The organism is Streptomyces sp. NPDC091972, from assembly GCF_044756385.1.
GTDB lineage: Bacteria > Actinomycetota > Actinomycetes > Streptomycetales > Streptomycetaceae > Streptomyces.
In genome coordinates this window covers 1-6367 of sequence record NZ_JBIVSV010000031.1, presented here as the reverse complement: position 1 = coordinate 6367, position 6367 = coordinate 1, and the positions used below count along the sequence as shown (strand labels likewise).

Here is a 6367-nt window from a genome sequence, read left to right as displayed (position 1 = left end):
CCAACAGCGCCCGACAGAACAGATCCAGAGTCCCCCGGAGACAACCAGCCCACGAGGCAAGAGGCAAAACACCCCTTCAGACGCAGAACAAGAACTAAGGGCTGCCCCGTAAACGAGTCTGGGGCCGTTTCAGAACACGGGGGTTGACTGAGCGATCGAGGAGGGGTTCCCGTGGCCGCTTGGTCTCGCCTGCCCTGGGCTGACGCGCTGGATCGCACCTGCCTCAGTAGCACCCATCGGCTTCGATAGTCTGCGCCAGTGGCTGACGCTTCGCTGAGATTTATGATCGACGCCGATCACTGGCAGTTCTACGTCCAGGACATTGATCCCTATAACGCATGGATCGCCGAGCACGCGATGGCCCCGTACCTGGCACCCGCAGGCTGGACGCACGAAGCGGTCCACGGCCACCGCATCGGTGTCGAACCGCACTCGATCTCTGTTGGCACGGCTCGGGACGACATGGTCGAATCGCTCATCACTGTCCACGCTTCGACACCAGCGACTGACCCAGCGGCCGAGCACATCGTGGAGACCGACCTCGACGTGCCAACCGGTCGGCTAACCATGTCCAGCCCCGGCACCGGCCCTGCCGACGGGCCGAGCCTGACTGTTCCCGCTGAACTGCTACGTGCTCGGGTCTCTTACGTCCCGGCCGGACCACCACCGGTCGGCACTGGTGGAGGTTCGGGTGACCACTTTCTGTATCAGGTGGATCTCTGGCCCTCCGACCAGGCGTACGGACTCGTCATCGTCAAGCAAGGGCCGGAGGCCTGGGGAGGGTAGGTCCTCATCTAATGCTCGCCTGCCGGCTGAGCGCGAGTTGTGCAGGCGGACGATGCCTCTCATCCCGTGATGGACGCCGTCGCCCTTCAAGCGGCAGTTGCGGAGGACCTTCCAGGTCTTCATGCGGGCGAAGGTGTGCTCTATACGGGCGCGAACCCGGCGGTGAGAAGTGTTGTGATCTTCCTTCCAAGCCGGCAGTTCGCTCTGCCCTCGCTCGCGGCGGTGCGGGAGGACCAGGCCTGTGCCTCGATAGCCCCCGTCGGCGATCAAGGTGGTGCGGCCGACGGTCTGACGCCTCGCCTCGCGGTCGTTCAGATGACGGGTGCCGAGGTGCGGACCGGACGCCGTCAATTGCCCTCGCAGTACCGCGCCGAGATCCTTGGCGCCGGCGACGCCGACGACATGGTCCGGCTCGCCGCGCTGGCGAAACCCGGCCGTTCGAACGGCGGACCCATGAACTCGGTACCTACCTGGGAATCCGTGAAGCCGTTCGGCAGCGTGGTGACAGCGGTGGCCCCATTCAGACCTGCCTCAGACGTCGGTCGCTCCTTGCGGGCACAGGCGTCATCTCCGTTCTGCTCTTCGCTGTTCGAGGCATCTTGGAGCAACTGCCTGACGTCCAGGCATGGCACCGGGTCCGCAAGGCCTGGCGTGAGGAGGCGAACGATGATGATCACCCCGCTTCGCGCCCTGCCATCTGAGGGCGGCGGCACCTTCGGCACCGTCCTGCCAAACCCTGAGGAATACACGCGGGCGGAGGATGCCGTCCGCCTTCTCCAGGACGCCCTCGCACACATCACCACCGAGACGGTGAACCCCAGCAGCGCCCACCCGTGCCGTGTCAGGCGCCGGCCTGGGCGGACAGGCCGATGAGCTGGGTCACCAGGCCAGCGCGGAGGTTGGTGCAGAATGCCTCCTCGGGGTCAGGCAGCCCCATCTGGGCGCTCACTGCCGCGACGACGTCGGTGGGCCGGGCGTAGGGCCACAGGCCGGCGGTGATCACGAACACGGCTCCCGCGAACTGGTGGGCCGCGGCAGCGGACAATGCCGGGAGCGTCGCGGCGGTGAGGTCGGCGAGCCGGTCGGTGTTGGTGGCGGCGCGTTGTTTGAAGTCGCGGGCGAAGTCCAGGTCGATGTTGCGTTCCAGTACGCCGGCCATGACGCTGATGAGGTCACACAGGACCGGGCGCTGCGCCAGGGTGTCGGCGACGCCGGCCGCGAGGGCGCGCTCGGTGGCCCACAGGCCGCTGCCCGGGGGTGGGGAGGACGCCTCGAGGGTGTCGAGCCACTGCCTCCACTCGCGGTCGAGGATCTCCAGGAAGATCGCTTCCCTGGACCCGAAGTACCGCAGGAGTGCGGACTTGGCCAGGCCGGTGCGTGTGCCGATGTCACCGAGGCTCACGTCTGCTGACCGGCCGTCCGCGAGCAGGTCACGCGCGGCGTCGAGGATGGCTTCCCGCCGCGCCGCGACCTGCTCGGGCCGGCGCGCCCGCTGGAAACTGGCGGTACTGCTCATGCAGGGAAGCCTAGCCCTCCCGCCGCTCACGCCCCTTCGGCAGGACGGGGCAGGCGGGCCATGCGCAAGAGGTTGTTGCGCGCGCGGTCCGAGCGGAACGGCGGTGCGGCGTTGTCGCCCGCCAAGCGCAGCAGGAGCCGGCTGGCACGGACGACGGCCTTGGTATTGGAGAAGGCGTCGAAGCCGACGCGGCCGCCCTTGTAGCGGCCCATTCCGCTCGGGCCGACCCCCCCGAAGCCAATGCTGCCTGACATGGCGTGCAGCGCCGCGGCGTTGACGGTGACGCCGCCGGTGGACGTGGAGGTGACGATGTGCTCGATGGATCGACGGTTCCATCCCAGGACGTAGAGGGCGAGCGCCTTCGGCTTGGAGTTGACGAGCGCGACGGCCTGATCGACAGAGCGGTAGGTGTAGACGGACAGGATCGGGCCGAAGATCTCCTCCTGGTCGATGCGGGAGCCGGGCTTCGGGTTCACGACGATGGTCAGGGGGAGCTGACGGCGTTCGGCGCTGGGCGCCTCGGCAGCGTGGACGGGCGGCTGCAAGACGCGGGCCCCAGAGGCGCGGGCCTCGTCGACGAGAGCGAGGATCCGTTCGTACGCCGGCACGCTGATCATGGCCGAGTAGTCGCGGTTGCCCTGGACTGTCGGATACGTGCGGACCGCGGCGTCGAGCGCGGCGTCGAGGAAGGTCTCCAGGTGCTCCTCGGGCACGAGCGCGTAGTCCACCGACAGGCAGATCTGCCCGGAGTTGCCGAGCCGGCCCTGGACGATCTGACCGGCCACGGCGCGGATGTCGGCGTCGGGAAGGACGATTGCGGGGCACTTCCCGCCGAGTTCTAGGATGACCGGGGTGAGGTTCGGCGCGGCCGCCTCCAGGATGCGCCTGCCCGTGGCAGTACCGCCGGTGAACAGAAACTTGTCCCACGGCAGGGCCGCGAAGTGCGCCGACGCCTCGACACCCCCGGTGACCACGGCGAGCTCGCGCTCGTCGAAGGCGTTCTGCACCAATTCCCGGAACAGTGCCGCAGTGCGCGGAGTCAGTTCGCTCGGCTTCATGATGACCCGGTTTCCGGCGGCCAGGGCGTCGATGGCGGGATCGACGGCGAGGCTGACGGGCGCGTTGAACGGCGACATGATGCCCACTACGCCCAACGGTTCGGCGTACTCCCGGCTGCGGACGCCGAGCAGGCCGAGCGCTCCGCTGGACTTGCGCCGCGGCCGCATCCACGTGCGCAGGTGGCGGCGCACGTGGGCCGCGTGAGCCATCCCCGGGTAGATGTCCGCGGCGAGGATCTGGTCCGGGCTGCGGTAACCGAAGTCCGCCTCCAGCGTCGCGGTCAGGTCCCGGTAGTGGTGCTGCAGGAGGCGCTCCAGGCGCTCGATGCGGTCGATGCGCTCCTCGGCGCTGGGATGGTCGGCCGGTGAGTAGGCGGCACGCTGGGCGGCGAAGACGGCGTCGATGCGCCCGGGGCTGTCGACGGGCAGGCCCGCCGGGTTGGTGGCCTCTGCTAACGGGGTGAGCATGACTTCCTCCTGGGATCGGCACGCCCAGCTTAAGAGAACACCGTTCCGTTGACAAGAGAACGCTGTTCTATTAGCGAGAGGGTCGGCATCCGGCGGCTAGACCGTCTTCACCCGCATCGACGGCGCGAAGGTCTGCCGGACGAACGGCCGAGAGGAAGCCGACGCGATCATGCTCGCCACCGGCTACTGGCTACCGGCTACCGGCTACCGGCTACCGGCCCTACCTGACAGCCTGAACGGCGCGCTCGACGGCGGGCGCCCCCGGCACCGCGGCGGCGCTTCGGCTGCCGAGCCGGGCCTGGCCCTTCTTCGGGCTGGAGTGGCAGCGCTCCCTGCCAACGCGCTGCGCGGGCGGCGGTCATGCTGACCGACGACACGAGCGGGGATATGACCGGCAGCCCGGTGTGACCAGGCGGGTCGACACAGCCCGTGGACACCTGGGTGACCATGCGGCCCGTTCCAGTGTTGGCAACCGCGCGCCCGCACACGCGTCAGGTGACGGCCGGAGGATGACGGTGCAGTGCGCGGTGAAGGCGGCTGTCAGAGCCTGGAAGACCCGTGATCAGGACGGCCGTTCAGGCGGGAGCCCGGTCGTGGGCCTGGGAATCGCGCAGCGTGTCGTTGAGGCGCCGGGCTTCTTCGAGCTGGTCTTCGAGGATGACGATGCGGCAGGCAGCCTCGATGGGAGTTCCCTGGTCGACCAGTTCCCGGGCGCGGGCGGCGATGCGCAGTTGGTAACGGGAGTAGCGGCGGTGCCCGCCTGGGGAGCGCAGCGGGGTGATGAGGCCGGCGTGGCCGACGGCACGCAGGAAGCTCTGGGTGGTGCCGAGCAATGCGGCAGCCCGGCCCATGGTGTAGGCGGGGTAGTCGTCGTCGTCGAGACGGCTGAAGGGATCGTCTGCTGCCATCGCACCTCTCTGTGCACCACATTGGAGGGGCCCTGGTGCATCTCGCACCAGGGCCCCGAAGGAACTGCTACACCATCTGCCGGCCCCAGTAATGCGCCGGCCTTCTGTTTCCGCGTGCCCGGCCTGAACGCTGCCGGGGGTGCGGGGATCGCGGATGCGTGACCGGAGACCACCTCACTATCGATGTCCTGCGGTACCCGGACCCACTGCTCGTCCGGGCGATCCTGATGGCGCGGGCTCCTCCGTTCTTCCCTCTGATCTATCACTTGCCAAACCGGTACTGCTGGTGGCCTGGAACAGCGCCACTTTGACGGCGGCCCCTGATCACTGCGGGCCACCCGGTCCGGCCGTCAGTCCCGTCGCCGCCCTGCAACAACTTGGCTTCGGAACTCCACCGCCGCACCGTCCTGCACACTGCAACTACGTCCTGCTGCCCGGCAGTTCGTGTCTGCCGGGCCCTTCTTGATCTCGACTACGAAGAAACCATATCTCCCACACCATCCAATGTCTACTTTCGCCAGCACAGATTTTCATTGATCGCGTTGGGAGGTGACAGCGACCAAGCAGAACAGCCAGGGCAGACCCGCATCACGCAGAGCATTTGCGGGCCCGGTTTCGCTCAGCGAGGCCGCGCCTCCACCAACCGCCTGCAGGCCGGAGCGCCAGCAGGCAGCGCCTCACAAACGCCGGGGCGCCAGGTGCGTTCAGGCGCTGCGCGATCGGCGTGCCGCCGTCTTCTTCGTGGTCTTCGTCGCTGCGGCCTTCTTGGCCGGGCTGCTTCTTCGCGGTCCTCTTCTTCGGCATCTCGTGGACGTCGGCGTCGGTGTCCTCGCCGCGGGAGGCCTTGGCCTGCTGAACGGACTCGGTCAGGGCCGCCATGAGATCGAGGACCTTGCCCGGCTGCTCGGGCTCCGGAGTCCCGGCCGCGCGGATGACCGGGCTGGCCCGGTACGGGCTGACCTCGAAGGCTCCCACGCTGAAGAGACTGGAGGTCACGAGGCAGACCGCCACCCTGCTGGCGGCCGTGCGGCACCTGGAGACCGCGACGGTGGACGACGCGCTCGATCTGCTGCATTCCCTGATGGCCACCCAGTTGGCCGCCGACGGCTTCCCTGTCACCGACGCGTTGCTCGCCCGCTTCTCCCCGCTCCAGTACGACCACATCAACTTCCTGGGCCGTTACGCCTTCACCCGACCGCCGGTGCCGGGCCTGCGGTGCCGGGCCTGCGGCAGCTTCGCGACCCGCACGGCGACGACGGCGAGGACGAGCCGAAGCCCGTACAGGCGCAAAGGGGTTCGGTGATGTCCAACCCCGATACGCGTCAAAGGGGCAATGGGTTGATCTTCAAGCCCGTATGGGGTGACGGCCCTCCGCTCCAAAGCTGTCACCTGGCCGCGGCATCGGGAACGATGGGCTGATCCGGGCTCGAGGGCGATGAGCACCGCTGCGGGAGCATCATGGCCGTGGTTACCGCGGTGGCGAGAATAAGCGCGGCGGCGAGGCAGAAGGCGTTGCGGGCGCCGGTGAGCGCGGCAGCGGCCGGGGTGGGGTCGCCGGGAGCGGCTGCATGGAAGAAGAGGCTGCCGAGCAGGGCGACGCCGAGAGTGCCGCCGAGTTGCTGCACCGCGTT

The 6367-nt window shown here is 68.4% G+C and carries 6 protein-coding genes and 2 pseudogenes; 2 read left to right on the top strand and 6 right to left on the bottom strand.

All coding sequences use genetic code 11. The annotated features are described in order from the left end of the window. Nucleotides 1–282 precede the first annotated feature (282 nt). Nucleotides 283–786, top strand: a complete 504-nt coding sequence (locus tag ACIQJT_RS41620; protein WP_402650668.1) for a hypothetical protein — start codon at nt 283–285, stop codon at nt 784–786. Between the two features lie 21 nt (nt 787–807). Here the strand turns inward: ACIQJT_RS41620 and ACIQJT_RS41615 are convergent. The 5 genes and pseudogenes from ACIQJT_RS41615 to ACIQJT_RS41595 form a co-directional block, all read right to left on the bottom strand. Further along, a pseudogene (locus ACIQJT_RS41615) lies at nt 808–1122 on the bottom strand (transposase); the annotation flags it as partial. A 505-nt stretch (nt 1123–1627) separates the two neighbouring features. Then, entirely contained in the window at nt 1628–2302 is a 675-nt protein-coding gene (locus ACIQJT_RS41610; RefSeq protein ID WP_402650667.1) for a TetR/AcrR family transcriptional regulator, read from the bottom strand. A 26-nt stretch (nt 2303–2328) separates the two neighbouring features. Beyond that, complete coding sequence (locus ACIQJT_RS41605) at nt 2329–3828, bottom strand: aldehyde dehydrogenase family protein (RefSeq protein WP_402650666.1); 1500 nt, start codon at nt 3826–3828, stop codon at nt 2329–2331. A 575-nt stretch (nt 3829–4403) separates the two neighbouring features. Further along, complete coding sequence (locus tag ACIQJT_RS41600; protein ID WP_402650665.1) at nt 4404–4736, bottom strand: MerR family transcriptional regulator; 333 nt, start codon at nt 4734–4736, stop codon at nt 4404–4406. A 588-nt stretch (nt 4737–5324) separates the two neighbouring features. Next, nucleotides 5325–5615 (bottom strand): hypothetical protein, encoded by a 291-nt coding sequence (locus tag ACIQJT_RS41595; protein ID WP_402650664.1) that lies wholly within the window; start codon nt 5613–5615, stop codon nt 5325–5327. Between ACIQJT_RS41595 and ACIQJT_RS41590 the strand changes: the two genes are divergently transcribed. After that, the gene (locus ACIQJT_RS41590) at nt 5614–6039 is read left to right on the top strand and encodes a hypothetical protein (protein ID WP_402650663.1); all 426 of its coding nucleotides are present in this window, start codon (nt 5614–5616) and stop codon (nt 6037–6039) included. The genes ACIQJT_RS41595 and ACIQJT_RS41590 overlap by 2 nt on opposite strands. Nucleotides 6040–6121: 82 nt before the next feature. On the opposite strand, the pseudogene ACIQJT_RS41585 reads toward ACIQJT_RS41590, so the two are convergent. Then, a pseudogene (locus tag ACIQJT_RS41585) lies at nt 6122–6367 on the bottom strand (hypothetical protein); the annotation flags it as partial.